General features: G+C 48.0%; 27 protein-coding genes. 8 read left to right on the top strand and 19 right to left on the bottom strand.

Features of this window, described 5'->3' with window-relative positions; translation table 11 throughout:
• The first annotated feature begins 77 nt into the window (after positions 1 to 77).
• Positions 78 to 779 carry an FKBP-type peptidyl-prolyl cis-trans isomerase gene (locus M1125_04320; protein MCL5405030.1) on the top strand — a complete coding sequence of 234 codons (702 nt, stop codon included), beginning with the start codon at positions 78 to 80 and terminating at the stop codon, positions 777 to 779.
• 34 nt (positions 780 to 813) lie between these two features.
• Here the strand turns inward: M1125_04320 and M1125_04315 are convergent, their stop codons facing one another.
• The 3 genes from M1125_04315 to M1125_04305 are packed head-to-tail and all read right to left on the bottom strand — an operon-like array spanning position 814 to position 1,933.
• Positions 814 to 1,005 (bottom strand): DNA-directed RNA polymerase subunit E'', encoded by a 192-nt coding sequence (locus tag M1125_04315; GenBank protein ID MCL5405029.1) that lies wholly within the window; start codon positions 1,003 to 1,005, stop codon positions 814 to 816.
• 2 nt (positions 1,006 to 1,007) lie between these two features.
• A complete protein-coding gene (locus tag M1125_04310) occupies positions 1,008 to 1,592 on the bottom strand; it encodes a DNA-directed RNA polymerase (protein MCL5405028.1) in 585 nt (194 codons plus the stop codon).
• Positions 1,593 to 1,603: 11 nt separating this feature from the next.
• Complete coding sequence (locus tag M1125_04305) at positions 1,604 to 1,933, bottom strand: hypothetical protein (GenBank protein ID MCL5405027.1); 330 nt, start codon at positions 1,931 to 1,933, stop codon at positions 1,604 to 1,606.
• Positions 1,934 to 2,076: 143 nt separating this feature from the next.
• On the opposite strand from M1125_04305, the gene M1125_04300 reads away from it, so the two are divergent.
• Positions 2,077 to 3,285, top strand: a complete 1,209-nt coding sequence (locus M1125_04300) for an MFS transporter (GenBank protein MCL5405026.1) — start codon at positions 2,077 to 2,079, stop codon at positions 3,283 to 3,285.
• Positions 3,286 to 3,392: 107 nt separating this feature from the next.
• On the opposite strand, the gene M1125_04295 is transcribed toward M1125_04300, so the two are convergent.
• On the bottom strand, positions 3,393 to 4,709 hold the full coding sequence (locus M1125_04295; protein MCL5405025.1) for an FAD-dependent oxidoreductase: 1,317 nt from the start codon (positions 4,707 to 4,709) through the stop codon (positions 3,393 to 3,395).
• Between the two features lie 94 nt (positions 4,710 to 4,803).
• Here M1125_04295 and M1125_04290 point away from each other — a divergent pair, with 94 nt between their 5' ends.
• Positions 4,804 to 5,217, top strand: a complete 414-nt coding sequence (locus tag M1125_04290) for a CoA-binding protein (protein MCL5405024.1) — start codon at positions 4,804 to 4,806, stop codon at positions 5,215 to 5,217.
• Between the two features lie 11 nt (positions 5,218 to 5,228).
• Here M1125_04290 and M1125_04285 read toward each other — a convergent pair whose 3' ends face one another.
• The gene (locus M1125_04285; GenBank protein ID MCL5405023.1) at positions 5,229 to 5,612 is read right to left on the bottom strand and encodes a DUF488 family protein; all 384 of its coding nucleotides are present in this window, start codon (positions 5,610 to 5,612) and stop codon (positions 5,229 to 5,231) included.
• A 180-nt stretch (positions 5,613 to 5,792) separates the two neighbouring features.
• On the opposite strand from M1125_04285, the gene sepF reads away from it, so the two are divergent.
• Positions 5,793 to 6,170 carry a cell division protein SepF gene (sepF, locus tag M1125_04280; GenBank protein MCL5405022.1) on the top strand — a complete coding sequence of 126 codons (378 nt, stop codon included), beginning with the start codon at positions 5,793 to 5,795 and terminating at the stop codon, positions 6,168 to 6,170.
• A 24-nt stretch (positions 6,171 to 6,194) separates the two neighbouring features.
• On the opposite strand, the gene M1125_04275 is transcribed toward sepF, so the two are convergent.
• The 13 genes from M1125_04275 to metG form a co-directional block, all read right to left on the bottom strand.
• Complete coding sequence (locus M1125_04275; protein MCL5405021.1) at positions 6,195 to 6,884, bottom strand: RNA methyltransferase; 690 nt, start codon at positions 6,882 to 6,884, stop codon at positions 6,195 to 6,197.
• Positions 6,885 to 6,894: 10 nt separating this feature from the next.
• Complete coding sequence (locus M1125_04270; protein MCL5405020.1) at positions 6,895 to 7,644, bottom strand: CPBP family intramembrane metalloprotease; 750 nt, start codon at positions 7,642 to 7,644, stop codon at positions 6,895 to 6,897.
• Positions 7,645 to 7,647: 3 nt separating this feature from the next.
• Positions 7,648 to 7,824 carry a 30S ribosomal protein S27ae gene (locus tag M1125_04265; protein MCL5405019.1) on the bottom strand — a complete coding sequence of 59 codons (177 nt, stop codon included), beginning with the start codon at positions 7,822 to 7,824 and terminating at the stop codon, positions 7,648 to 7,650.
• 26 nt (positions 7,825 to 7,850) lie between these two features.
• Positions 7,851 to 8,171, bottom strand: a complete 321-nt coding sequence (locus tag M1125_04260) for a 30S ribosomal protein S24e (protein ID MCL5405018.1) — start codon at positions 8,169 to 8,171, stop codon at positions 7,851 to 7,853.
• A 4-nt stretch (positions 8,172 to 8,175) separates the two neighbouring features.
• Positions 8,176 to 8,586 carry a translation initiation factor IF-5A gene (locus M1125_04255; protein ID MCL5405017.1) on the bottom strand — a complete coding sequence of 137 codons (411 nt, stop codon included), beginning with the start codon at positions 8,584 to 8,586 and terminating at the stop codon, positions 8,176 to 8,178.
• Between the two features lie 95 nt (positions 8,587 to 8,681).
• On the bottom strand, positions 8,682 to 9,707 hold the full coding sequence (gene ftsZ / locus M1125_04250) for a cell division protein FtsZ (GenBank protein MCL5405016.1): 1,026 nt from the start codon (positions 9,705 to 9,707) through the stop codon (positions 8,682 to 8,684).
• Between the two features lie 34 nt (positions 9,708 to 9,741).
• Positions 9,742 to 10,803 carry a cell division protein FtsZ gene (gene ftsZ / locus M1125_04245; GenBank protein MCL5405015.1) on the bottom strand — a complete coding sequence of 354 codons (1,062 nt, stop codon included), beginning with the start codon at positions 10,801 to 10,803 and terminating at the stop codon, positions 9,742 to 9,744.
• A gap of 178 nt (positions 10,804 to 10,981) precedes the next feature.
• On the bottom strand, positions 10,982 to 11,668 hold the full coding sequence (locus M1125_04240) for a hypothetical protein (protein MCL5405014.1): 687 nt from the start codon (positions 11,666 to 11,668) through the stop codon (positions 10,982 to 10,984).
• Positions 11,669 to 11,691: 23 nt separating this feature from the next.
• Positions 11,692 to 12,570, bottom strand: coding sequence for an ornithine carbamoyltransferase (gene argF, locus M1125_04235; GenBank protein MCL5405013.1), 879 nt, complete (start codon positions 12,568 to 12,570; stop codon positions 11,692 to 11,694).
• Between the two features lie 51 nt (positions 12,571 to 12,621).
• Positions 12,622 to 13,086 (bottom strand): hypothetical protein, encoded by a 465-nt coding sequence (locus M1125_04230; GenBank protein ID MCL5405012.1) that lies wholly within the window; start codon positions 13,084 to 13,086, stop codon positions 12,622 to 12,624.
• Positions 13,087 to 13,090: 4 nt separating this feature from the next.
• The gene (locus M1125_04225) at positions 13,091 to 13,486 is read right to left on the bottom strand and encodes a 30S ribosomal protein S8e (protein MCL5405011.1); all 396 of its coding nucleotides are present in this window, start codon (positions 13,484 to 13,486) and stop codon (positions 13,091 to 13,093) included.
• A 177-nt stretch (positions 13,487 to 13,663) separates the two neighbouring features.
• Positions 13,664 to 14,299, bottom strand: a complete 636-nt coding sequence (locus tag M1125_04220; GenBank protein MCL5405010.1) for a hypothetical protein — start codon at positions 14,297 to 14,299, stop codon at positions 13,664 to 13,666.
• A gap of 45 nt (positions 14,300 to 14,344) precedes the next feature.
• On the bottom strand, positions 14,345 to 16,009 hold the full coding sequence (gene metG / locus M1125_04215; protein MCL5405009.1) for a methionine--tRNA ligase: 1,665 nt from the start codon (positions 16,007 to 16,009) through the stop codon (positions 14,345 to 14,347).
• 114 nt (positions 16,010 to 16,123) lie between these two features.
• Between metG and M1125_04210 the strand changes: the two genes are divergently transcribed.
• Positions 16,124 to 18,190 carry a minichromosome maintenance protein MCM gene (locus M1125_04210; GenBank protein MCL5405008.1) on the top strand — a complete coding sequence of 689 codons (2,067 nt, stop codon included), beginning with the start codon at positions 16,124 to 16,126 and terminating at the stop codon, positions 18,188 to 18,190.
• 8 nt (positions 18,191 to 18,198) lie between these two features.
• Complete coding sequence (locus M1125_04205) at positions 18,199 to 19,167, top strand: presenilin family intramembrane aspartyl protease (GenBank protein MCL5405007.1); 969 nt, start codon at positions 18,199 to 18,201, stop codon at positions 19,165 to 19,167.
• Positions 19,168 to 19,178: 11 nt separating this feature from the next.
• Here the strand turns inward: M1125_04205 and M1125_04200 are convergent, their stop codons facing one another.
• The gene (locus M1125_04200) at positions 19,179 to 21,032 is read right to left on the bottom strand and encodes an ATP-dependent DNA helicase (protein MCL5405006.1); all 1,854 of its coding nucleotides are present in this window, start codon (positions 21,030 to 21,032) and stop codon (positions 19,179 to 19,181) included.
• 133 nt (positions 21,033 to 21,165) lie between these two features.
• Between M1125_04200 and M1125_04195 the strand changes: the two genes are divergently transcribed.
• On the top strand, positions 21,166 to 22,122 hold the full coding sequence (locus M1125_04195; protein MCL5405005.1) for a hypothetical protein: 957 nt from the start codon (positions 21,166 to 21,168) through the stop codon (positions 22,120 to 22,122).
• A 78-nt stretch (positions 22,123 to 22,200) separates the two neighbouring features.
• Entirely contained in the window at positions 22,201 to 24,060 is a 1,860-nt protein-coding gene (locus M1125_04190; GenBank protein ID MCL5405004.1) for a hypothetical protein, read from the top strand.
• Positions 24,061 to 24,065: the final 5 nt, after the last annotated feature.

Genomic DNA, 24,065 nt, shown 5'->3' with positions numbered 1-24,065 from the left:
ATTATTTATTCTTATCTTTTGAAAGCTTTTTATAGTTATGGCGATAAAATAATTTGCTATTCTTTAGAGGTAATGCAATGGCTTTCAAAGATGGAGATTTTCTAGAAATAGAGTATACTGCTTGGGATGCCGTCAACGGCAACGTTCTTGCCACAACTGACGAGAAGGTCGCAAAAGATGCGGACATATACAGCAAGGATGCAAAATACGGCCCTGTGCTTGTAGTTATTGGCTCGAATGCAGTAGTCAAGGGGCTTGAATCCGAGCTCAGGACCATGAATACTGGGGAAAAGAAGGAGTTTACGCTTGAGCCAAAGGATGCGTTTGGCGAAAGGATCGAGGACCTTGTGAAGGTGATGCCAATCGCGCAGTTCAGGGCGCAGAAAATAGACCCGCGCCCAGGCATGAGGCTCAACATAGACAATGTTGCTGCCACAGTAGTGAGCGTCGGGTCTGGAAGGGTGGTAGTGGATGCTAACCACCCGGATGCCGGGAAAAGGATAAAGTACCAGGTCAAAGTGGTAAGCAAGCTGGGCACTGAAACGGAGATGATAGAGGCTCTCGGCAAAACCTACGACGTACTGCCAACGAAGATAGCCGTAAACGGCAATGAAGCTGAAATCTTTTATGACGGGTCGGTAAAGAAAGATGCTGATTACTTCGTGAACAGGGCAAGCCTGATCGCAGCGGTATTCACCTACGTAAAGCAGCTTGGCAAGGTATACGTAAGGGAGGAGTACAACAAAAGCGAAGGCAATGAAAAGCGGCAGGAAGAATAAGCAGCCTTATGCCTGGCAACGAATTGCTACGGGCTCAGTCCCTTATATTTAGCGCAAAGGTGCTGTTTATCTTTATGCCAAGCTCGTTTGCAACTTCTGACATGTCAGCGTTTAGCACTATCAGATAGCCGCTCCATTTCCTTGTAAGATCCGTAGAGCCGCAGATTGGGCATTTGCTGCCGTTGCTTATCAATAGCCTGCATTTCTTGCATACCAAACCTTCCATTGCTATCGCTTATTTTTGCCCCTTGGGGCTGACTTCTTTTTGTTCTTGCTTGAGAGCATTGCAATCCATTCCGGCTTGCCGAGGCCTTCGCTTTTCATCGTGAGGGCTATCTTTGAATCCTTTACCGAGTTCTTCATGCTAACTGTAGATATCCTTGCATATATGATATCGCCCTTCTTCAGCGTAAGCCCGCTCTTCTTCGCAACAAGCGCAGGTATCTTTTTGTCAAGCGATATGAATTCATCTGTTATTTGTGACACATGCACCAGACCTTCCAATGGGCCTATGCGCACGAAAGCGCCGAAATCTATAAGTTCGGTTACCTCGCCCACGACTACCTCATCGACCTTAGGCATGTAGGTAAGCACGTCGAACTCCACCTCATGGTGCGTTGTAGGGTCTCCAGGATATATGATGCCGTCGCTTATGTTCCTGACGTTTGTTATCGCTATTATCACGCCCATGTCCTTGTCTATTGCGCCTTCATACTTCCTTTGCAGCATGTCTTCTGCAACAGTCTCTATATCCTTGTCGAAATATTCTGGAGGCATTTTAAACGTGTCTTTTACTGAATACCTATAGTACATTTGTTCACCGCTTATTTGAGCATACCGCTCCTTGAAAGCTTGAATACCGCTATATGTTTATAACGCAGCCTATTAAAGAGTGCTGTATCGTTCGTGACAACGCAGTAGACGTCTTTCTGGCATGCCCTAGCTAGTATCCATTTGTCAACATTTCCGCTATTATTATCAACTTCAACATTTTTAAGTTTTAGTATTTCAAGGCATGCCCTTGCCCGTGCTGCCCTGGCACCATGGCCGCTGCCTATGCCTGAAAGCTCCCTAATGAGGCCTTTTGATATGAGTATGCGCTTGCCAGGATGCGCCAGCTCTACAGTGTCTATTGCGCTTTTCCTGGATTCCATTGCAAACAGCATTGAGCTCGTGTCTAAGATCACATACATGCCAGATGCCATATATTTGTTGCCTGACAAGCATTTTTAAACATATCCAACCAATTATAAACGTATACGCACGTGCATAAAATACATGTAAGAATGGTGTGGAAATGGGAAATTGGTCTAAACTGGCTCCATATTGGTTTCTATTGTTTACAATAGGATTCGGATGGTTTATACTTTCTCCGTTGGTTCCCGTATTGGGCAAAGTTTTTGGAGTAAACCTGACATCAATAATACTTCTAATATCGGCATATGGATATACTATGGTTGTCCTTGGTCTGCTTGCCGGATACGTATCGGCAAAATTCACAGTTAAAGCAGCACTGTATTCTGCAGCCATAATATCCGTAATAGGACTCATAGGAAGAGCAATATCTCCTAACTATGTCGCATTCCTAATAACTGGAATAATCGCTGCAATAGCATATCCGCTTGCAATGGCACCTGTTGGCACGGTTGCAGATTCTATATTCAAGGACAAGGCGCACACTGTGATAGGAATAAGCGTCGGAATGCTGTTTCTCGGAATGGCATTTGGTGCATTCCTAGGCCCTGGCATATTCGGGGCATTCGGATTGTCCGGTGCGCTGTGGACTACAGTAGTCCTGGCCATAATAGCTGCCATATGGATAGCAGTAGGAATAAAGGGATATCCCACATTCTACAAGGGCAAATCGCTTAAAGGCTCGTTCAAGCCTGGAATGATAAAGAACTGGTACGTAGGCCTCTCCATATCTGCTATATCTGTTATGTTCGGAGGCATAGCCTCTACGGTGCTGCTACTTCACAAGTTCAGCGTTGCAAGCGCACTGTCGTATGGCGGGCTCATGGGAGGTCTCGCATTCCTCGGCTCGGCTCTAGGCGCAATAATACTGCCGCCGCTGTTCGAGAAATACAGGCAGTTTAGGCTTGGCTTGGTATCTACCGGCGTGCTGATGTTCGTGGCAACATTGCTCATGGTGCTAGGGCTTTCGTACACAAGCGCCATAGCCGCAATAGCTGCAGGGTTCTTCCTGTTCGGCTTCTTCGGAAACGCCTATTGGTCAATGGCAATGACATCGACAACAAACTATGTATCAGATCCTGCACAGGCAGGGTTTGCTACATCGATGTACAGCGTCTTTACGAACCTCGGCGTGGCTTTCGTTCCGGTAATACTGGGCGGATACTTCGGCAGCTTTTCCACCATGGCAATTGGTGTGACTGCGGTGCTTGTGCTGGAGTTCATATCTATGATCTTGTCACCTATGCTGCTGGTCCGCAAGGCTGCAACAAAGGCAAGCTCTGCAGCACGAAGATTAAAGAAAAAAGGCTGAGGAGATACAGCTGAGCAAGGTGCGCTTGTCGCACCCTTTCTTTTTATTTTTTGTATATTTGACCTTGCCTCAAGGCCCTTAACGTGCCTATACAAATACATTAAAACTTAAAGTATGGCGCCGTTCTTTTTAAGCAGCTCCTGCAGCTCCTTTATCGGAACATCTTTGGCTTTGAGCTCCTTGTCTATAGCTATCTTCGCAGCAGATGCAGCTGCCTGTCCCATTGCCATTGCTGTGCCTGTGACTCTTGCGCTCGCCTGAGCATAGAATTCCGCGCTAAGGCATCTACCTATGGCAAAAAGATTGTCTATGCCCTTTACTACTATAGAACGATACGGAACATCATAAAAGGAGCCGTCGCCTCCTTTAAGGTGCGTATAGATTACGCCTTTGTTCGGATCATGCACTTCTATCGGGTGCCCACATCTGGCTATTGCGTCTTCAAATCTGGCGTTGTTCAGCACGTCGTCCATCTTAAGGACGTATTCTCCGACTGCCCTTCTGGTTTCCCTCAAACCTATAGATGGTGCAGAATCGATAAGGTAAGCGTCTTCGAATCCGCTGACCTCCTTCGTGAAGAACTCAATCGAAGAGATGATCTGCTCTCGTGCGTCTTCTATGGCTTTCGCCATCTGGTTGCCGTCAGTGAAATCATCTATGTTGACGTGGGTAGCGTTGCATACGAATTCGCCTTTTTTGCTCGTATTGAACATGAATTCGGCATTCGCATAAGGCAAGTAAAGCCAATATTTTTCCTTTGCTAGCTTTACGAAATCTGGAAGAACCCTGAAGCGTTCCAGCCTGCCTTTCTCGTTAACTTTAACAGATATAAAATTTTGATGTTCTATTGCGAACAGGATTATCCTCTCCTCATTTATATTGCCTATCCTAAACGGCAGCGTTGCCTGCTGGTGTATTCCAGAGTTTTCCATTCCAGACATGATTTTTGCCCCAGAATAAAATGCTATGTCTGCATCTCCAGTCGAATCTATAAAAAACTTCCCTTTGACTTCGGTATTGCTCTTTCCAGAAACATATACAGATGATATGCGATTTCCGTCCTTCTTTGTGCTCTTTACCAAGCTGCCATAATAAACGGTTATGCCCTTCTTCTTCGCAAGTGTGTCGAGCGTGAGCTTCATTTCATCAGGCCTGAACGGAACGAAGTTTCCTGCCTGCCCTTCCGTGCCACCATTTTTCTTAAGCTCTGCGACGACCTCGTCGGCAATCCCTCCGACTATCTTGTTTTCGCCGTCATATGTATACATGCCAAGAACGGAAAGGACATAACCGTTCGTCCAGTTGCCGCCGAGCATGAAATGCCTTTCTATTATCGCGGTTTTGAGCCCCATATTTGCAGCGCTAAAGGCAGCACCTATCCCTGCAGGTCCTCCCCCGCACACTACAACATCATAATCCTCCATAATTACACCTATTTATCTTTTGCATGAAAAAAGCTAAATTACAAAATAAAAGGCACCTTTATTTAAGTCCTATGGTGATTAATAACTGGATTAAATGGTATTGCAGGATGAAGCTGACAAGGTAGCTTATGAGATACTTTCGAAATACCATGTCATTGCTGTAGTGGGATGCTCGCGAAACGAGGGAAAGCCAAGCCATGACGTGCCTGCTTATCTCCAGAGCGTTGGTTATAGGATAATACCTGTCAATCCAAGCGCCGATGAGATATTGGGCGAGAAGGCATACAAAAGCCTTTTGGAGATAGGATTCCCTGTTGATGTGGTTGACGTGTTCAGGCCTTCGCCTGAAACTGTAGAAATAGCAAAGCAGGCGGTAGCGATAAAGGCTAAGGCCCTATGGCTCCAAGAGGGCATATTCAACGACGAAGCGAAAAAGATAGCTGAGGACAATGGCATGCTTTTCATAATGAACAGGTGCATGATGAAGGAGCATTATAAGCTATTCTGAAGCGCTTGATTTCAGGCCTTGCTAGTTGCAGATATCTTCTTTATCTTCTCAAGCCTTTGCTGCAGCACTTTGTACAGCACAACTGCATTGTTGTGGCTGCTGTCGCTAGAAGCGTAAAGCAGCGTTATCGGCTCTGTGCTCAGCGCTATGTCTATGAGCTTGTCAAGAGCTTTGTTCGTACGCAGCTCCTCCTTATAGCGCCTCTGGAATTCCGGCCATTTGTCCTTTTCGTGGGCGAACCATTTCCTAAGCTCGTCGCTTGGTGCAACGTCCTTCAGCCACAGGTCTATGTTCGAAGTGCTGCGCCTTACGCCCCTTGGCCACAGCCTATCTATTAGTATTCGTGTGCCGTCTTTTATGTCCACCTTGTCATATACGCGTTTTAAGTATATCATCAATGCTCACTTAACAATAGTATAGCATGTTTTTAAAGCTTTTTTCATTTTTGATATAAGAATCTTCTGCTTCGCATTGCATTTGAGCAAAATGCAATCGGTTTGTTCTGCTATTGTCAGTTATAGAAAGATTTAAAATAACTAATGTCATATAGTAATAGACGACGAAAAGGTGACTAAATGGGTATTTTTGACAGAATGGGCAAGGGCTTAGGCACATCAAAGGAGCTCAATGTTGAGGACTACATGAATTCCGAAGAGATGGAAAACGTTGACGTTTTAAACGAACCTGCTGACTTCTACATAAAGCCGGTTACGCTGAAAAGCGAAGATGACATAGCCTTGATAGAGGCAGAGCTGAGCAAGAAGAATATAATACTGCTTAACGTTTCCGAGATGTCAAGCAGGGTCAATACACTAAACGGCCTTGTCAGCACGCTCAAGGAGTACGTGGGCAAGATTGACGGGGACATAGCACAGATAGACAAGGAGAAAATCATACTTGCTCCATCAAGGGTAAAAATAATAAAGTCAAAGAAGCCTGCTTCGAAGTCTTGAACCTGGCGCTTTTACTTTTTCTTTTCAAGTTTTCTTTGTGAATGCAATAAGCAATGTAGCCACTTCGCGCTTTGTTGGCGCAGATCTTTGCAGCATGTGCTTGAACGCCTGCTTTACTGCCGCCTTTTTACGTATCTTTTTGTTGTGGTCCACGAATGAGGAAAACAGCTTATAAAGCATTTCAATGTCGCCGCTGTCCGCAGCTGAGGCTTTCGCAAACGTGCTGAACCCTGCATCCAGATTGCCAGAAAGCGTGTAAAGCATTATCGCAAGCGCGTGCGAAATGTTCAGCGTAGGATAACTGGGGCTTGCGCCTATGAACACGATCGCGTCGCATTCGGAAAGCTCAGCGCTTGTCAGCCCGGTAGTGTCCCTGCCTATGACTAGCGATACTCTCTTGTTCCCAAGGCCTTTCAGCTTTGCAATGTCTGAAAGCTCATATACCTTGCTTGAGCCAGAAGAGGCCTTGCGCCATATGGCTGTGGTCCCTATGCTCATAGTGCCTTTTGTAGCTTCTGCAAGAGACTTGCATATCCGCGCCCTGGCGATGAGGCCATAGGCGTGCTTTGAATATTTTATGGCAGTCTTGCCGTTATACCTGCATTTCGGATTGACTATCCATAGCCTTTCTATCCCAAAATTCTTTGCTACCCTGGCCATGTAGCCGATGTTCAGCTGGTAATGCGGCTCTACGACAACAAGCCTGATCCTCAATTGAAGCACCTTATAACAGCAGGGCAAGGACCCCCAGCACGTTGACAAGCATGTGTGGCAGGATTGTGGAGTACAATGATTTTGTCTTTCTGAATGCATACCCTGCGAGCAGACCGAAAACGAATGCAGCTACGAATTCTGATATGGATGCATAGCTCAGGAAGTGCAGGAACCCGAATATGAGTGCGCTCAGTATTATGCCTATGCGAGGCACAAGGAAGCCCCTGAATAGCACTTCTTCGTCGAAAGGTGCTACAACAACAGCGAATGCGAAAATGTATGCAGGCAGCCCGGCGAAAACCTGCGCGACATTCGTAGGCAGCTTTATGTTGGTTACTTGCTGGAATGCGCTTATGCCAAACTCCAGGAGCAGAATTGCGACGAAAACAAGCACCCCTATCATCAGTGCGTGCCTGTTTAATGCTTCCCTTGAAAGGCCGAGCTCTTTGACTATCTCTTTCAGGGTACGGCCTTTTGCCAGAAGATAGGAAAAGACTACAAGAGGGAAGAAAAGCGACAGCCCTATCGTGGCGTCAGCATTTGCTGCATTTATGCTTATTATCCCTGCAAGATATAGATAGGGGAATAAGAATATTGAGAGTATTGAGACGAACAGCGCAATATAGAATATGGGCTTGACATAGCTGCCTTCCCATGCATATCTGGGGCGTGCTTCACTTTTTAGGCGTTTTTGCCTTGCCGTGCTGCCTTTTTTCAACCCTTTCTGCCTGTTTTTAGCCTTTGCCGAAACACCTGCCAAGATCTATGCACCGTTTTTCTTCTGCGACTTGAATTCAGTGTAGCCGCATTTCCCGCATGCATACCTGTCCTGGTGCTCACCCATCCTAGAGCCGCATTTAGGGCACATCTTGCCTGGTTTGTAAGGTTTGTGTTTCTCCTTTGCGCTTTTTGCGCCTTTGTCGTTTTTGCCTTCAGCCATAAGAATCAACCGTTATTGCAGCCTGTTCAGGCGCTTGCCTGCTGGCCCTCCTGCGCCTGGGGCTTGGAAGCTGACTTTTCCCTCCTTGACAGTAAGTACTTCTTCTCATTTTGGGCAAGCTCAGCAGGCGTCTCGTAAGAAACTGCATCGCACTCGCATGTCATTGAACCAAAAACCTGCTTTATCTGGCGCACGGTCGTTGCGTCGGGATTCAGGTTCAGCTTTTTGCACAGATCCTTTTTCACTTCCGCTGCAGATGGCGTGCTGCCTTCCCCTACAACAACAAAATTTATTTCCCTTCTGTTGAAAATCTTGTTCTTCTTATCGCTGGTTATTTTTATTTCCATAAAATCACTCGTTGCTGCCAAGTATCCTTGAAATGGCACGCTTTCCCATTGCCTCGATGACCTCTGCGTTCATCCCTGATTCTATCTTGCCCTTAAGCTCTTCTGGCACAGGCAGGTCGAATACCTCATATGTTTCGGGGTCCATGAGCTGCGCCGATGAGTCTGTGACAGATACAACCTGCACCTTCTTCTTTTTTATTACAGGGACCTCTGCGTCGCCATCGCTTGGCTTCAGCAGTGTCTTCTTCTGCCCGTCAAATATGCCTATTGCCGTTATGCGCATCTTTGCAGAGCCGTGCTTGCCTGGCGAGCTGGTCTCTATGTCGACCACCTTGCACGGTATTCCGTCTATAACTATGAACCTTCCGACCTTTATCTCTTTCGCTGATGCGTGAAGTATCTCCTCTTCTGTCATTATAACTACCAAATAGATTTTACATAGGATTAGGTATCAAAAGTTATTTAAATATAAATAAAATGGGCAAGAAAAAAGAAATAGAAATAGCCAGGTCAGTATACCCTGTCTATCCCTGAAAGGAATTCCCCGTTGAATTCAGTGCTTGAAGCTTTGGTGGTCATTGTGCCGAACCTTGGCGTGACTCCTGTGATTATTGACATTACGCGTATCTGGTCGCCCATTTCAGGGGCAAGCCTTGCGCCGAAGATGACATTGGCTTTTGGGTCCAGGCCTTCGGTAACGCCCTCTCCTATCTTTGTCGCTTCGTCTATTGTCATAGAAACTCCGCCGCTTACGTGGATCAGTGCGCTCTTGCCATTGGTCACGTCCACATCCAGCAGAGGATGCGTGAGCGTTGATTTTATGGCTTTTTGCACCTTGTCCGTGCCATTGCCAAAGCCCAGGTTTATCACTGCTGTGCCGCCATCGCGCAGTACTGCGCGTATGTCCGCGTAGTCCAGGTTTATCAGGCTTGGAAGCGTGATTGTATCTGTTATGCCTTTTATCGCGTTGTATGCTATATTGTCTATCAGCTCAAACGACTTCTCAACAGGAAGGTTTGGCGCATAGCTCAGCAGCCTGTCGTTTTCAACAACTATTGTTGTGTCTGCGTTCTTCCTCAGCTGGTCCAGCGACCAGTCTGCCTTGGTTTTCCTGCTTCTTTCTAGCGAGAATGGATAGGTCACAAAGCCTATGACTAGCGAGCCCTGCTCCTTTGCCAGCTTGGCTATTACTGGAGCTGATCCGCCGCCTGTGCCGCCGCCCATGCCTGCGGATATGAACACCATGTCGTATCCCTGTATCGCTTCCGAGATTTCGCTTTGGCTCGATTCAGCGCATTTCATGCCGACTTCCGGAAAGCCGCCTGCGCCAAGGCCGTGCGTAATCTCCTTTCCGATAAGTATCTTCTTGTGGGCCTTGATCATGTTCAGGTGCTTGGCATCAGTATTTATGGCTAGCGTCTTTGCGCTTGACAGGCCGTTGTTTACGAGCCTGTTCACAAGGTTGCTGCCCTGCCCGCCTGCACCTACCACTAATATTTTTGCAGTGTAGTCCTCATCCATTCCTATGTTGCTCATTCTGGTCACCAAATATGAATGATGATAGGCATAATCAGCCTATCATCTCCAAATCCGAATACGAAGACTCGTGCTTCTTTTCCTCCAGCTTCCCTATTATACTAGAGCCTTTCACGCCTGTGACTATTGCCACTATCTCAATCTGGTCGTCATATCCGGGTATGAGCCTTGCTCCCCATTTTATGTTTGCCTTCGGGTCCATGCGGTCAGTTATTATCTCGCCGGCCTTTATTGCGTCGCCTATGGTGAGCGAAGCGCCTCCTGATATGTGTATCAGCGCGCCTTTTGCATTCTCAAAGTCCACGTCAAGAAGCTTGTTTTTTAGAACAGCTTCTGCAGCTATGTTGACCTTGTCAGTGCCCTTGCCACTGCCGACTGCTATGAAGCCGACCTGTCCGTTGCCCATTATGGAACGTACGTCTGCGAAGTCTATGTTTATCAGGCTTGGCTGGGTTATCGTCCAAACGAGCCCTCCGATCGCCTTTGCAAGTACTTCGTCTGCCAAGGCAAACGCATCGTTCATTGGAAGGTTCGGCACAAGCTTTACAAGCCTGTTGTTGTCCAGTATTATCACGCTGTCGCTGTATTTCCTGAGCTCTTGGATGCCCTCCTCCGCCTTGACCTTCCTTATCCTCTCCAGGTCGAACGGGTATGTAACCATTGATACTACAATCGCACCCTGCTCCTTTGCCACTTGCGCTGCCACCCTTATGGATCCAGTGCCTGTGCCGCCGCCCATGCCTGCGCATAGGAATACGAGCTGCGCACCTTCAAATGCTTTCTCTATGAGCGGCCTGTCAACCTCTGCCGCCTTCGCGCCGAGAAGCGGGTCGCCGCCAGCGCCCAAGCCCCTTGTAAGGGATTTCCCTATAAGTATCTTGTTTATCCTTTCGTCTATGATTTTAAAATGCTGGTAGTCCGTGTTGAAAGCAACGAACTCTGTGCCCTTCACGCCGGCCTTTACAAGCCTGTTTATTATGTTGTTTCCGCCGCCACCGAAGCCGGCAGTAACTATCTTTATCTGTGAGGAACCGAAGTCTTCTGTTTCGCTCGTCGAAGCGTTCCCACCCAACATTTCATTTACGAAGTCGCTCATCTGATCGCCTTTTGGTCGCAAAAATTTGTTTGCTAAGCTTTAAAAGGTTTTTGTTGCTGAGTAGATTTATTGTAGTTAAGCTTTTTATGCGGCTTTATGATATGTACAAAAATAAAATTTTTATTTAAAAAGCAAACTTTGTTTACTTGTGTATCCATATATTTATGCAAATACATGCTTATGCTGGATAGCCTGTGCTGTTTTGCGATGCGGTTGCTGAATCGTTTAGCTCAAGAGTGCTTATTATGGTGCCGTTCTGGCTCATCCCGACATACAGCGACTTTGCAGCCTTATTGCCAGTATAAGTAATTATCCATGTGTCGTTCCTGCCAGCAGCAATTGCATCGAGGCTCTTGTTTGATGGTGGCGCAGCATAGAAATGCGCATGCACAGTCGTGCTGTTGAATCCATACGTGCCTATGTAATTGCGCACGGTTTCATTGCCTGATGCATATGCCCTGGTTATTGCTATGTACGGCGACCCCACTATGTATGTCGGCGCATTTGCATAGCCATATACGTTGCATGCAGATGCATAAAGGTTGTATTCGCTCCCTACAAACTCAAAGCTCGGATAGTCATACCCTTCATTAAGCACCTCAGGGCACGGGGTTGTATAATTGTACACGACGTTTACTACCACATCCCAGCTGTCGTTTGTTATATTGGATTTCGATACAGACAGCACGCTGGCGAAAGAATCCGGATAGTTCTGTCGTATGTCATTGAGCACAGCATTAGCGGCCTGCGCCGAGCTGATGTACGGTTTTTGGGAATAGTGCAGCAGCTGCACGGCCAGGAATATGACTGCAGCTATTGCAACAAGTATCAATACTGCGAATGCTGATTTTGCTATAAGGTCCATAATAGACTATTTTAGGCTAAAAGCTATATAATTATCAGCGCTGCTCTATTGAAAGGAATAACAGCACTGCCTTTGCTATTAGCAGCTTGTTTTTTGCCTGCTCCCACACTATGCTCTTTGGCCCCTCCAGGACATCTGCAGTTATCTCTTCTTTCGCCGCGGTGCGCAGGCAGGCAGTGCATTATCAGCGCTTCAGGATCCGCATATTCAAGCATTTTTGAATTGACCTGGTAGTCCTTGAACAGCGCGCGCCTCGATTCTGCGTCGGCCTCCTGGCCCATGCTTACAAATGTGTCTGTGTATACGATATTTGCCCCTTCAAGCCCCTCTTCTACGCTGTTGTACACATAAACAATGCCGTGCTCCCTGGCCTTGTTGAAATAGGTGCTGTTGGGCATGTAGTCCTTAGGGCCTACAAGGGATATCTGCGCGCCCAGCTTTGTTGCTGCAAGCATTAGCGAATTCGCAGTGTTTGTCGCTATATCACCGACAAATGCAATTTTTGCGTTCTTGAGGTTCTTGATGTGCGCGCCTATGGTATACATGTCCACAAGCGCCTGGGTCGGATGCTCTATGTCAGTAAGCGCATTTATCACAGGAACGCTTGAATTGGCCGCCATCTCTAGAAGATCGTCATGCTTGTATAGCCTTGCAGCTATGAAGTCGCAATAGCTGCTGAGCATGCGGGCTATGTCGCCCATTGGCTCGCCGCGGCTGCGCTGCGTGGTAGCTGCATCTATGTATATGCCTTTGCCGCCCAGCTGCGATATTCCAGCCTCGAACGACGTCCTTGTCCTTGTTGACGGCTTTTCGAAAAATAGGGCCAGCACGGAATTTTCCTTTAGCGTTGTCTGCTCTTTGTTCTCCTTAAGGTTGTCCGCAATCTCGAATATGGCAAGCATGTCGTCCTTTGAAAGATCGTTTATGCTTAGTATGTTTATGCGATCACCAAACTAACCGAATATTGAGCCGAAGCCCTCATTCGCGCGCTGCTGCTCCTCGCTTATGAAGCTTATGACCTTCTGGGATGTTTCCGGGTCCGCCTTGGCGAAACTGGCAAACTCCTTTTTCAGCTTTTGCTCCGCCTTTGCAATAAAATCGTCGCTTGCCTTTATGTACAGGTAGCATTTGCTCTGGTCCATTCCAAGGGATGAGCCTTCGCGCAGGCTGTATTCCTGCCTGGCGAATATCGTGTTGAGCATTGGGTCGTTCTTTAGCCTTTCCTTGGCCTTGTTTATCCTTTCGGACAGCTCCTTTGCCTTCTCTTTTGCTTCCGGGTGCTGCTCCAGGTATTTTTTGTCGGAAAGCTCTTCTGGCATGTCAGGCAGGAGCTCCTTGTCCAAATAAGGGTCGTAGGAAAGCACCTTTCCGAGCTTGTCCATGTCTGACCTGTCAAAAACGTACACGACTTCAGACATTTAATCACTCGAGAAGCTTTGCAATTACTGTACCTTCACGGCCTGGCCTATTTATGACTGAAGCCTTGCCTATGTCTGTATTGATTATCGTGCCTTTTGTTATTATATTCTGCCTTGCAAAGTTCCTGTTGTCCTTTGATTCCAGGACTCCGCGTATGACTGCCTTTTTATAGCCGTCTTTTGTGAGAATGCTTGCAGTTGCCGCATGCTTCAGCCTTGCCGCGACTGTGCCGCCCCTCCTTCTTATCCTGTCTTTTAAATCCTTTTCCGCGAGCTTTGTAGAGCTAAAATAATTGCCAATGTAACTCCTCCTTTTGTCCTTTGCACTTATCTTCTTTTTCCCGTTTCCCGAACTCTTTGTCGAGGATGGGCCATGTATCTGTCTGCTAGATTGACTCATAAAACCACTTTGTGTATAAGCTTACCTTATTTTGCTTCGTAAAATAAAGCGGCTCTGCGATGCACATGCATAAATGCCAAATCCGCAAAGTTACTCTTATTATGCCAACAAAGATTTATATATATTAAGGGCATGCCTCGAATGCATTCGCTTCCAGAGCAATGCCATTATGCTGGCTCAGAAATCCGTGAGCTTTGCTATTACCTTTTTGTCCAAAATGTGCTCTATCTCCTTCTTGCCCATTGGCAGGTCTTTCAGTATTATATTGTTGGTTACGGCCCTGCCTGTGGCTTTTTCGATGAACGGTGCCTCGTACAGCAACGTTATCGTGCTTTCAGGATGGCTTTTGAAGTTAAGGTCAGTGCGAAGGGCAGATTTTATGTCGTATCTTGCATATGACTGCTGCTGCTTTTGCATGTTTGAGACCAGCCTTACCTGCTCGCCACGAGACTGGAGGTTTTCTGTTGAAGGCTCTTTATACAGGTACATTATGGCATCGGCATAGCCTGATCGCTCTATAGCAAGGCCCATCATCATGCTTAGTTTTACCGTAAGCTGATAGGCTTCGGTGTTGCATACGCCTATGATTTTTGCGGTCCCCTGGTGCAGCGTCATTGTTGGCGATTCCATTATTATGTTATAATGGCCGTAGCCGGTGTTTATTTTAGGTTTCTCCGTAAGCCTGAATTTCACAAGCCCTGAGGCGTACTTTTCGTTCAGGATAAAGTTGCTTAGGGACCATACGTTTCGCTCTACTGCCTCAACCTCGCTGCCGTTTATTTTGTAGACTGTTGCCCTTGTTACCGTTGCCATGATAGGATAGGCGCTTTCATAATATTTATTTTTTCCTATAGCCCTTTAATCCGATTCGAACTTTTCAAGCTCGCGCAGCTGCTCGTCAGTGACCTTATTGAAAACTGGGTTCAGGCCTTCAAGGCTGCCCAGTTTCACAGGATGCCAGATTGAGCTGAGCTTTGCCTGGCTCGCTGAGAAATACGACAATATGGTTGTGCTTGCTGCAGGGGCGAACGGCCACAGCATTATGCCGACAGCATGCACGATCCATGCAAGCGACCCTATTATTTCTGCGAACTCGCCTTTCGCTTTTGCACTGCCTGACGCGGCTTTGGCAAGGGCCCAAGGCTGCCTATTTGACATTATTTCGTTGCCGGCTTCGGCAAGCCTTATTACATCCTTCAGGGCCTCGCGTATCTTGAAGCTTTCAAAGTTGGCAATATAGCTTTCAACGATAGGCTGCACTGTAGCAATGTGCTCCTTGCTTATTTCCATGCTCTCGCCAAGCAAGGGCCTGTTGGACTTTGATATCGTGAGAACCCTGTGCACGAAGTTCCCTATCTTGTCGTTCATCACCTTATTTATTATCTCCACGAAGCCTGCGATTGTGAATTCGGTGTCTGCAGTTTCAGGCAACAGGTACGATAGGGCAAACCTCCAGTAGTCAGGCTCCAATATCCTTGGGGCATTTTCGATGTTCAGGCTGCCTATGCCTCTGCTTTTGGAAAACTTGAGGCCGTGGGAATTGAGGTACTCATACGCTATTATCGTGCTTGGAAGCACATAGCCGCTGTCGGAGCCAATGAGTATGGCAGGCCACATCATCGTATGGAACTCTATGTTGTCCTTTCCCATGAATTGCACAAGCCTCGTGTCTGGGTCCTTCCAATACCCTTTCCAGTCCTCTGACCATTCCCTGGTTATGCCTATATAGCCTATGACCGCATCGAACCACACGTAAAAAACCTTGTCTTCGAACCCTTTCAGGGGCACAGGGAAGCCCCATTTCATGTCCCTTGTTATCTCCCTGGGCTGAAGGCCCTGCTCCAAGTAGCTTAGCGTCTTGTTTACAGCGTTTTTGGACCAGTTGTTCTTTGCGCGGCTTTTTACAAATCCCTCAATATCTGGCTGCAGCTTTTTAAGGTCTATTGCGAGGTTTTTCGTTTTGCGGAATTCTATTTCTTTTCCATGGCACAGCGTGCAATGGGGCTCTATGAGCTCTTGAGGCGTCAGCAGCCTTCCGCAGTTGTCGCATTGATCGCCGCGGGCGCTTTCGAATCCGCAGTAAGGGCATGTGCCTTCTATGAGCCTGTCGGTAAGGAAGCGCTTGTCGATCCTGCAGAAGGGCATGACCGATTCCTGGGCAAGTATGTAGCCGTTGCGATTAAGCGCTTCGAAGAGCTCGTATACGGTCTCCTTGTTGCTCTCTGAATTGGTCTTGCCGTAGTATGTGAAGGTGCATTCAAATGCCTCCAATGCCATCTTTATGGCGTTGTGCACGCTGTCGGAAAGCTCTTCTGGGGATTTTCCGAGCTTTATTGCCCTGAGCTCTATTGGGGTGCCGTGCTGGTCCGAGCCGCAGATATATATAGAGTCATAGCCTGCTAATTTGGTGTATTTGTAGAATATATCAGCAGGCAGCATTGAGCCCACAAGGTTGCCAAGATGCGGCATTGCCTCTGAATAAGGCAATGCAGATGTCACTATTATCCTTTTTTTGTCCGTCAAAGCACCTTGGGCGCGATTGCAAAAAGATATTAATTATTGCGAAAGGAACATTATAAATAATTTTTATGCGCATATAGGATTGTTTTTCTGATTTATGCCTAAAAAGGTGAATCCTTGGAAGATGCAATTATCGAAGCAATAAAATCGCGCTTTGACGAATTCCTTGAGCGCTACTACAGGGAAGGCATAAATGAGATAATGCTGTATTTTCCGGAGAGGCGCAGCCTTAAGGTTGACATAGGGGACCTTGCAAAATTCGACCCTGACCTTGCAAGCGAGCTCGTAAACAATCCAGATGTTGTCACAAGGGCCGCTAACGAGTCCCTAAGGTATAAGCTAGGCGACCTGGACCTGGGCAACTATGAAGTCCACGTGCGCTTTTTCGGGCTGCAGATAAACAACCCGCTAGTGCAGGACGTCGGCTCCTCCTACATATCCAAGCTCGTTTCGCTTGACAGCCTTATAGTGAAAAGGTCTGAGATAAGCCCCAAGGTAAGGATAGGCGTGTACGAATGCACGTATTGTGGCACAAAGTACACGCTGCAGGTTGGGAAGGACCCTGTGCCTGACATATGCCCGCAGTGCAAAAGGCGGGGCATCAAGCCAGTGCCTGAGGAATCGCAATTCATTAACATGCAGAGGATTGCAGTGCAGGATCCGCTGGAAAAGCTGCGCGGCAATACCCCCACATGGCAGCTCGAGGTTTGGCTCCAGGACGATTTGGTCAACACCGTGATACCTGGAGACAGGATAGAGCTTGTCGGAGTGCTGCGCATACGCCCTAGGAAAAACGCCAAGGGCAAGGTCGAATCTGATTTGTATACCATGTTCCTTGAGGCAGTGTCGATAGTTCCAAAGCAGAAGGAGTTCGCCGACCTGGCCATAAGCGATGAAGAGGTAAGGGAGATATTGGAGCTTTCCAAGGACCCTCAGATATTTGACAAGATAGCCAAGTCCATAGCTCCATCGATATACGGCTTTGAAGAGATAAAAAGGGCTGTCGCGTTGCAGCTGTTTGGCGGCACTTCAGGAAAGACATTGGTAGACGGCGGCATCATAAGGAGCGATATGCACATCATGCTCATAGGCGATCCTGGAAGCGCCAAGACAAGGATACTGCAAGCGGTGTCGAACCTCGTGCCGAAAGGCATATACGTGAGCGGCAAGTCAGTTACCGGCGGCGGCCTTACTGCGGTCGCTGAAAGGGACGACTTCTCGGAAGGTGGATGGACGCTGAAGGCAGGGGCCATGGTGCTTGGAAGCGGCGGCGTAGTGGCTATCGATGAATTCGACAAGATAAGCCCAGAGGACAAGGCTTCTTTGCACGAAGCGCTGGAATCGCAGACAATAAGCGTGGCCAAGGCAGGCATAATAGCAACGTTCAGCGCAAGGGCAGCAGTGCTTGCAGCTGCAAACCCAAAATTCGGAAGGTTTGACCAGCACAGGTATCCGGCCGAGCAGTTCGACATACCGCCAACCTTGCTTTCGAGATTCGACCTGATATTCCCGATAACAGACGTGATGGACGAAGAGCTCGACAAGAACATTGCAAAGCACATACTGGTGCAGCATGAGGCTGCAGGCGCTAAGCTTGCCGACATAAAGGAGTTCGAGCAGGTTGAGGCTCCGCCAATAGACAACGAGCTTCTGCGCAAGTACATTGCTTATGCAAGAAAATACGTCTCGCCAAGGCTTAGCGGCGAGGCCGCCAACCGGATAATGGAGTATTATATAGACTTGAGAAAGACCGGCATGAAGCAGGGCGCGGTTCCGATAACGCCCAGGCAGATAGAAGGGCTTGTGAGGATGAGCGAGGCAAGCGCCAAGTCGAGGCTTGCAGAAGTCGTCGGCGTTGCGGATGCAGACCTGGCAATAGACCTGAGCAAGTTCATGCTTAAGTCCTTGGCTGTCGATACCGGCGGACGCATAGACATAGACACCATATTAACAGGCATGCCGAGGGAGAAGGTTGACAAGATCAACACAATGCTAAATATAATAAAGAAGCTTAGCGAAGAGGGCGACGAGAGCGTAAAGACGCAGCAGGTTATAGAGGAAGCAGAGGCTGCTGGCATAGACTCTGCAACAGCAAGCAAGTACATATCCGAGCTTGAGAGGGCCGGCGACATCTACAGGCCGAGGCAGGGTGTCATAAAGCTGGTGCACCACGAAGCGGAGTAGGTGTTGCATTGGAGCGCAGGGTCATAGAGAACAGGCAGCTTTTTGGCATCCTAACCATGTTCATGATCGTGCAGTTCGCAGGGCTAGCGCTCGCAACGCTATGGTTTAACGGCGCATCGTTCCAGCAGGTCCAGAGCACGCAGGTAATAAACACGCCGGTAAACGCGCTGCTGCTTATCGCGTATATAATATTTCTTGCAATTGGCATGCTGGTGCTGTTCAGGTTCTACAGGGGAGTGAAGATCTATGTAATAATAGAAGCGCTTGTTCTATTCATAGCCTCGTTCTACGTTTTCCTTGTAATACTGGCTTACATAACCCAGAGCTCGCTTGCCGCAGGCATTGGAGCGATAATACTTTCTGTAGCGCTGATAGTTTCGAAAAACAAGTGGCCTAAGCTGAAGAATGTAGCAGCGATAATCGCCAGCATAGGCGTAGGGGCGGTGCTTGGATTCAGCTTCAGCTTCATAGCGGCGCTTATATTCATGGTGCTGCTCGCGGTATACGACTTCATAGCGGTTTTCATAACAAAGCACATGCTGACGCTTGCCAATGTTGTCACTGAGAACAATCTCGCATTCATGGTAGACATGAACGAGGTTGAAGCAGTGCCAAGGTCCTCATTCACCAGCAAGGAGCTGAGGGAATACGAGTCTGCCATTAAGACCAGGAAAAGCAGGCTGAGCAGGCATCCGGCAGTCGAAAAGGCGAAGAACCTCGGCCTTGTGCCGGTTTCAGCCAATGTTGCGCTCGGGACAGGCGACCTTGCCATACCGCTCATGGTTGCAGTGGCAGCCTTCAAAGTTTCGCTCAGCTTTGTGCTCAGCTTTTTTGTAGTGTTCGGGGCAGTAATAGGGCTTGTGATCACGATGTTCATACTCAGGCGCTACAAGCGTGCGCTTCCTGCAATACCACCGCTGCTGCTTGGCGTTGCCATCGGGCTTGGCTTGTACTACGTTTTTTACATGCTGCTATGAGGCTGCTTTTGTCAATGCTTGAGTGCAAGCTCGTTCCCTAGGCTAAATGCGTCAATGTGCCTGCCGCTCCAGAAAAGTCGCATGTCGTTTATGTAGTCACCAGTCTCCTTTATGCTTATGCTGTTTGAGACCACAGACCTGTAAATGCGCCATGAATACCTCCTGTCCATCAGCACTATCGTAGCCCTGTCGCTTTCGCTCCTTATGGCCCTTCCTGAGGCCTGTATGGTCCTTATCAAAGCAGGTATTATGTACGCATAGTCCTGCCCTTTGCCGCTGAATTTCTTATCCAGGTATGCGATCTGCGCCCTGAGCTCCAGGTCCGGAACCGCCAGCGGTATACCTACAATGGCTATGCCCTTTATTGCGTTGTTTGGGTAGTCTACGCCCTCGCTCAGGCTGCCGCCCATCACTGCAAGCAGCAGGCCGTTGCCATCGTCTATGAAGCTTTTTATCAGGTTCTCCGTTGCTATGCTCTTCATTGAGCTGCGCTGCGTGTATTTCCTGCTGAAGCTTATGTGCCGCGCAACCCCGTCCAGCACGGAAAAGCTCGGAAAGAATACAGCCAGGTTTCCTGGAGTAACCTGCTTTATTGACTGGATGCGCTGTGCAATGCGCTTGTACTGCTCAGCTGAACGGTATGAGAACTTTGTAGTGAATTCATCATCTATGTATGCGTTCACGTTGCCCTTGGGAAATGGGGACCGATAGCTCTTTGCCACAGAATTCTTGAGGCCAAAAAGATCTGCATACATTGCCATTGGCTGCAGCGTTGCGCTCATGAACACGTTTGCGTATGCTTCCTGGAAAACTGTGATGGCACGCTCCGGGTAAAGGCAGCTCACCAGCAGCGCTGGCCTTCCAGACTTTTTGGATATGATCCTTGCGGTTGATGCGTCTGCATCCATGAAGCTTTTAAGGAAGCGCGATACGTGGACTATGGCGCTGCGCTTGGCATTCTTTGACTGGATGTATTCCAGCGCCGCCTTGTCAAGCTGATCGATTAGCTTTTCGGCGTTTGCAGTTATCTCTTCCGGAAATTCATCTAATGAGACAAATGATTCCATAGTGCTGCCTGAAAGTTTTTTCTCAGCTAGCCTGCCTAGCTCGAATTTCAGGTAATCTAGGTCTATGCTGCTGCCTATCTGGCCAAGTTCCTTCATTGCGCGCTCTATCCCAACCGATGTTATTGCGCTGCTGAAATACGAGCTCGCTGCGTTCATTAGGTTATGCGCCTCATCCCATATGACTATTGAATTGTCTAGCGTATGGCCTATTTTCTTCAGGAAGGTGCCCTTGTTGTAGGGGTTGAGGAGGTGCGCATACCCCGCAATGACAACCCTGGAGTTCCTGGCGAGCTTTGCTGCGATTTCATAAGCGCACACACCATGCTTGAATGCAAAGTCAAAAAACGAGTTGTGGCCCTTTTCCATGTGCCCGTAGTCCAATGCCGAAGGCTCGAAGTTCTTTGCCGCGGAGAAGAATCCGCACTTTCCGGATTTTACCAAGCTCTCGCATGCGCCGTAGAACGCATCGCTCTCTATCATGTTGACCGAATCGTTTATGCACATGTTCTGCTTTCCAACTATGTCTACAAAGTTGAAGCCCATTCCGGATTTGGCTTTTATGCCTGAAAGGGCTTCCACTGCTATTTTGTGCTGCGATATCTTTGGCGTCAGGAAGAAAACGTCCAAATCGTTCTTCAATGCGAATGTGAGGGCAGCGCTTATGGAAGCGTCTGTCTTGCCTATGCCGGTGGGCGCATTGACCAGTATGTCGGTGCGGCGCTCAAGGGCATCGTATATGTCCTCTACCATTTCTTTTTGGTACTGCCTTGGCTTTTCAAACCTGAACAAGTAGTCCATAGATCATATTCTCATGCAATAGATATAAACCTGCTTGCCATGCTGCTTTTTCCGGCAATGCCGCACTCCTGCAAAGGCTTGGCAAATCGAAACTTTTAGTTAAGCCTTAAATGTTTATAAGCGAATTAACCATATGCAAAATCAGGCACCGGTAAAGTCCAGGCACACTTCGCTAGCGTATGCTGCCTTAATCGCAGGCTTCATAGCCATGCTTTCGGATTTCTACTATATGCAGGTGCTTTCGTATTCTGTAGGGCTTGTTAAGGGCATAACTTCAATGATAACTGCATACAACATAACGCCTTCCAATACCCTGATCGCTTCGCTGTCAGGCTCTTCTGCCCTTGCCATAGCCGTGCATATAACCTACATAATGCTGCCGTTTGCACTCATAATATTTGCAATAGGCGCGGTATGGCTTTTAGGAAGGCAAAGCTATAGGGTGCTCAGCGTTGGCATGCTATTCTCTTCAATCATATTTGGAATGCTGCTTGGAGTATTAAACGCGGATTTCTACCTAGGCCCGTTAATAGGGCTTGGGCCTTTCGCTGGAGTAGCGCTTGGCGTAGCGGCAGGCGCCATAGGGTTCTCAGACTCCAGCAGGAGGCACGGCAGCTACTCGCTTAGGCCAATAAGCATAAACCCTGAGACGCCGTATTCAAACATGCTTGTGCTCTCCAGCAGGTTCTTCAGCAAGCTTTCCGGAGACATAAGCATACTTGACATGCATTTCGACGACAAAGCCATGGAGAACCTGCTGATGCTTATGGAAGGGCATGTGCAGGAGCACAGCTTGCTAAGGATCCTGACAGGCACGAGCAGGCTTGGCAGCCATTTCCACAGGAACTATTTCGATTTCAAGGAAGAGCTGTCCAACAAGGGCATTTCCCTAGAGCTAAGAGTAATGCCAGGCAACGACGCACAGCAGCAGCATGAAAGGCTTATAATAGATTCCAAGAACGCATACAAGATACCGCCAATGAATATCATAAACAGGAAAAGCGAGCACATAGTTTCCATAAACAGGAGCGAAGCCGTATCGAGGTTCGAAGACATATGGCAGAGGTCTACGAAATATGAAAACCTGTGATTTGCATGCGCATTGACTTGCGGTTATATAATTCAACCCATTATTTTTAAGCATTTAACCCAAAATATTGTTGATTTGATGGAGCACGTATATTACAGCTTAGCGTTCATGTTTCTTATTTTTACAGCAGGGTATGCTGGAGCGCAGATTGTCGGCACAGCCAGCATACACGCCCCTGCAGTCATACTCGAAAACAACAGCGGCGTGATAACAGTAATAAACCTGACAGTCACGAAGGGCATAGGCTATGTAAGCATAAGCGGGCCTGCAGTAGTTGGGAACAGCACGTTGAATTCGTCGGTCGCAGCAGCCCATGTTGCATCTGCGCTACTGCATAAAAATTTCAATGATTATAACTTTAGCTACGACATATACGATGCTGGCGCAAACGTCTCTGGGCCGAGCGCTGGCACTGCCATGACCCTTCTTGCCTTGTCTGCACTTTCCGGAAGGCCATTGATGAGCAACTTTACCGTCACAGGCGTGATAAACTATAATGGAAGCATAGGGCTTATCGGAGGCGCTTATGACAAGATAGGTGCAGCAAAGAGCGGCGGAATGGGCTTCATTATGGTGCCGTTTGCCGGGAATGACTCGCTGGAGAGCGAGATATATTACATTGCGGAGAAGTATTTCGGCATAGAAGTTGTCCCAATATCCAACGTATCGCAGGCCTTCGCATACGCTAGCGGCGCTGGCAGCATAGCAGGCAAGGGGATTAGGTTTGACAACTATGTGAATTACAGCGTGTCAAAGATACCGCAAGCAACGATATCGTGCTCGAACTTCTGCAACCAGAGCACGATAATGAGCCTTGCTGATTACACATTCAATTTCACAAATAGCTCGCTGCTGAATGCCTCAAGATACAGCGGCTTTAAGGCGATAACCAGCAACATGTCAGCGCTGCTCGGCGAGGCGCAGGCATTATCCGATAAGGGCTATTACTATGCAGGGGCCGACATTGCTTTCATAGACTATTTGAATTCGTTTATGTTCCAGAACCCGCACTTGACAAAGCAGCAGGGCTTTGACCTGCTAGGGTCGATTGAAGATTACTGCAGTTCGCTTACACCGCCAAACCTTACGGCAGTAAATTACAACTACATAGCAAACGGAGAGCTAAGGCAGCTTTGGGGCAATGTGACTATAACAAGCCTGCTGGACCAGTACAATGCGACAGCGATAGACTCCGATGGCATATTAAGGAATGTATATTCTGGAGCAGAGGCATATGCTTGGTGCAATGCGGCAAGCCACATCTATTCGTCTGGTTATGGCGCAGGCGCGGCAAAGGTGGCGCCCAATAGCGAGCTCGGGGCCATTGCAAGCAGCGAAATTTCAAAGGCATTGAGCGGAGGAGATGCTAACGTGCCTGGTGTATATCTGATAAGCGGCGAGCAGGCATTGAAGAGCGGAAATTACCCAGTGGCACTTCTGGATGCTGCTTACATACGCACGGATGAAGTGACAAACCAGAGCCTTTTGAGCAATGCCCAGCTTGAGGCAGGCATAGAGAGCATGGTCAATGGAACGCGCTACGGCTCATGGGCTACGCAGTTCGATGCGGAGGCACTTTTCTACCTTAACGAATCGATGCTTGCACGCAATTCGAGCAATGCGACAAACTACCTGCTTAACGGGTATAACGCTGCAATGCTTGCCGGCTTCATAAGCAATGCAACTTCGCAGATAAAAAGCAACCTTGTTCCTGTGAGCACCACGCCGGAAAGCACAAACCAGACCGCTGCCAGCTTGCAGGCCCAGTTTGTAGAGGAGCAACTAGCGATAGATATAATAATTGTTCTGCTCATAATCATTATCGCGCTTTTGATTGCAATACTTGTTGTCCTGCTCAAGCTTCTCGGATCGGCAAAAACTAGCGGGCAGAGACGCAGCAAGACTGCAGCCCAGGCAAAGCGCGCGAATAACAGGTGATTCTA

The sequence above is a fragment of the Candidatus Marsarchaeota archaeon genome (assembly GCA_023485295.1).
Classification (GTDB): Archaea; Micrarchaeota; Micrarchaeia; order Micrarchaeales; family Micrarchaeaceae; genus Micrarchaeum_A.
The sequence above is the reverse complement of the archived record's forward strand: the minus strand, read 5'-3'. Positions and strand labels throughout refer to the sequence as shown.

Excerpts from the sequence above, each read along its gene's own strand:
- sepF (MCL5405022.1), top strand. The coding sequence starts at position 5,793 with ATGGGTATTTTTGACAGAATGGGCAAGGGCTTAGGCACATCAAAGGAG.
- M1125_04225 (MCL5405011.1), bottom strand. The coding sequence starts at position 13,486 with ATGAGTCAATCTAGCAGACAGATACATGGCCCATCCTCGACAAAGAGT.
- M1125_04190 (MCL5405004.1), top strand. The coding sequence starts at position 22,201 with ATGGAGCACGTATATTACAGCTTAGCGTTCATGTTTCTTATTTTTACA.
- M1125_04285 (MCL5405023.1), bottom strand. The coding sequence starts at position 5,612 with ATGATATACTTAAAACGCGTATATGACAAGGTGGACATAAAAGACGGC.
- ftsZ (MCL5405015.1), bottom strand. The coding sequence starts at position 10,803 with ATGAGCGACTTCGTAAATGAAATGTTGGGTGGGAACGCTTCGACGAGC.
- M1125_04290 (MCL5405024.1), top strand. The coding sequence starts at position 4,804 with ATGGTATTGCAGGATGAAGCTGACAAGGTAGCTTATGAGATACTTTCG.
- M1125_04315 (MCL5405029.1), bottom strand. The coding sequence starts at position 1,005 with ATGGAAGGTTTGGTATGCAAGAAATGCAGGCTATTGATAAGCAACGGC.
- M1125_04260 (MCL5405018.1), bottom strand. The coding sequence starts at position 8,171 with ATGGAAATAAAAATAACCAGCGATAAGAAGAACAAGATTTTCAACAGA.
- M1125_04195 (MCL5405005.1), top strand. The coding sequence starts at position 21,166 with ATGCAAAATCAGGCACCGGTAAAGTCCAGGCACACTTCGCTAGCGTAT.
- M1125_04305 (MCL5405027.1), bottom strand. The coding sequence starts at position 1,933 with ATGGAATCCAGGAAAAGCGCAATAGACACTGTAGAGCTGGCGCATCCT.
- M1125_04310 (MCL5405028.1), bottom strand. The coding sequence starts at position 1,592 with ATGTACTATAGGTATTCAGTAAAAGACACGTTTAAAATGCCTCCAGAA.
- ftsZ (MCL5405016.1), bottom strand. The coding sequence starts at position 9,707 with ATGAGCAACATAGGAATGGATGAGGACTACACTGCAAAAATATTAGTG.
- M1125_04255 (MCL5405017.1), bottom strand. The coding sequence starts at position 8,586 with ATGACAGAAGAGGAGATACTTCACGCATCAGCGAAAGAGATAAAGGTC.
- argF (MCL5405013.1), bottom strand. The coding sequence starts at position 12,570 with ATGCTTGCCATATTCGAGATTGCGGACAACCTTAAGGAGAACAAAGAG.
- M1125_04300 (MCL5405026.1), top strand. The coding sequence starts at position 2,077 with ATGGGAAATTGGTCTAAACTGGCTCCATATTGGTTTCTATTGTTTACA.
- M1125_04295 (MCL5405025.1), bottom strand. The coding sequence starts at position 4,709 with ATGGAGGATTATGATGTTGTAGTGTGCGGGGGAGGACCTGCAGGGATA.
- M1125_04230 (MCL5405012.1), bottom strand. The coding sequence starts at position 13,086 with ATGTCTGAAGTCGTGTACGTTTTTGACAGGTCAGACATGGACAAGCTC.
- M1125_04320 (MCL5405030.1), top strand. The coding sequence starts at position 78 with ATGGCTTTCAAAGATGGAGATTTTCTAGAAATAGAGTATACTGCTTGG.
- M1125_04240 (MCL5405014.1), bottom strand. The coding sequence starts at position 11,668 with ATGGACCTTATAGCAAAATCAGCATTCGCAGTATTGATACTTGTTGCA.
- M1125_04265 (MCL5405019.1), bottom strand. The coding sequence starts at position 7,824 with ATGGCTGAAGGCAAAAACGACAAAGGCGCAAAAAGCGCAAAGGAGAAA.
- M1125_04200 (MCL5405006.1), bottom strand. The coding sequence starts at position 21,032 with ATGGACTACTTGTTCAGGTTTGAAAAGCCAAGGCAGTACCAAAAAGAA.
- M1125_04220 (MCL5405010.1), bottom strand. The coding sequence starts at position 14,299 with ATGGCAACGGTAACAAGGGCAACAGTCTACAAAATAAACGGCAGCGAG.